Below are 1,648 nucleotides of genomic sequence, written 5' to 3'. Positions count from 1 at the left end.
CCGCCGCATCGAGGGCGGTCACCGCGTCGGCGAACCGGACCGGCTCTCTTACCTGCCGCACCCAGTAGCCCGGATCACCCAGCTCACCACCGGTCGCCGCCCGCCCGGTCAACGTCGACACCAGCGCGATCCGCGGCTCGGCGAACCTCACCGTCTCCAGCACCCGCCGGAAGTCGGCCAGCATCGGCTCCATCCGGGAGGAGTGGAACGCATGACTGACCGTCAGCCGCCTGCTCCGCCGTCCCCGCCCGGTGAAGTCGGCCACCACGGCCGACACCAGATCCTCATCCCCAGAGACCACCACCGAGGAGGGCCCGTTGACGGCCGCGATCCCCACCCCGCCCGACCAGGTCCGATGGGAGTCGCCCGGAAGGTCCTCATCTCCAGAGACCACCAACGGGCCGCCGGCGACCGTGGCCCCCACCCCGAAGCCGCTCGAAGTGTCCGTCCGCACCTCGCCCGGCTCCGCCGGAGCACCCAGCCCCTCGATCGCGGCCACCGCCCCACCGGCCGCCCCCGAAACATCCGGGATATTCGCCCTGTCCAGCCCTGCCAGAGCGTCGAGCACCTCACGCTCAGTGGCCTCGATCGCGGCCACCGCCCCACCAGCCGCCCCCGAAACATCCGGGATATTCGCCCTGTCCAGCCCTGCCAGAGCGTCGAGCACCTCACGCTCGGTCGCCTCGATCGCGGCCATCGCCCCACCAGCAGGCAACGCCTGCATCAACCGGCCCCGCGCCGCCACCACCCTGGCCGCATCGGCCAGCGACCACACCCCCGCCACATGAGCAGCCGACAACTCCCCAATCGAATGCCCCACCACAAAGTCGGGAGCCACCCCCCACGACTCCAACAACCGAAACAACGCCACCTGCAACGCGAACAGACCCGACTGGGTGAACACCGTCCGATCCAGCACCCCCGCCGCACCGAACACCGCCTCCCGCACCGACACCCCGCCCAGATGACGATCCAACTCAGCGACCGCCTCATCGAAAGCCGCCGCGAACACCGGGAACCGCCCATACAACTCCCGGCCCATCCCCGCACGCTGACTGCCCTGACCAGTGAACAGATACGCCAGCCCACCCCCTGCCCGGCCCTGAACCACCCCCGCCGACGACTCCCCCGCCACCAACGACCCCAACCCCGAAAGCAACTCCTCCCGACCGGCGGCCACCACCACCGCCCGCTCCTCCAACACCGCCCGACGACGGGCAAGCGAATAGCCCACATCCCCCGACTCGAGATCCCCCTCCGCCTCCACAAGCCCGATCAGCCGCGCCGCCTGCCCCCGCAACCCCGCCACCGACCGCCCCGACACCACCCACGGCACCACCCCACCGGCCCCAGCCAACACCGCGTCCTGAGCCCCCCGGCCAGGGGCGGACTCACCTTCCCGCAAGCCGGCCGGAACCACTCCCCCACTCGACCCGACAACGGTCACACCAGTCGCGGCCACCTCGACTCCCGACGAGCCGGCCAGGACGGGGACGGCCGAGGCGGGATCATCCGGAGCCTGCTCGATGATCACGTGAGCATTCGTGCCACTGACCCCGAACGCCGACACCCCCGCCCGACGCGGCCCACCCGTCTCCGGCCAAACCCGCGCCTCACTCAGCAACTCAACCGCCCCAGCCGACCAGTC

General features: G+C 71.2%; 1 protein-coding gene. It reads right to left on the bottom strand.

Annotated features, from left to right (window positions below; translation table 11 throughout):
• Positions 1-1,534 (bottom strand): acyltransferase domain-containing protein (locus ABT130_RS47535; RefSeq protein ID WP_350966493.1); only part of this gene is annotated, 1,534 nt, incomplete at its 3' end.
• Positions 1,535-1,648: the final 114 nt, after the last annotated feature.

It is taken from the genome of Streptosporangium sp. NPDC001681, from assembly GCF_040298085.1.
Taxonomy (GTDB): domain Bacteria; phylum Actinomycetota; class Actinomycetes; order Streptosporangiales; family Streptosporangiaceae; genus Streptosporangium.
Note: the sequence above shows the minus strand (reverse complement) of the source record. Positions and strands in the feature narration are given on the sequence as shown.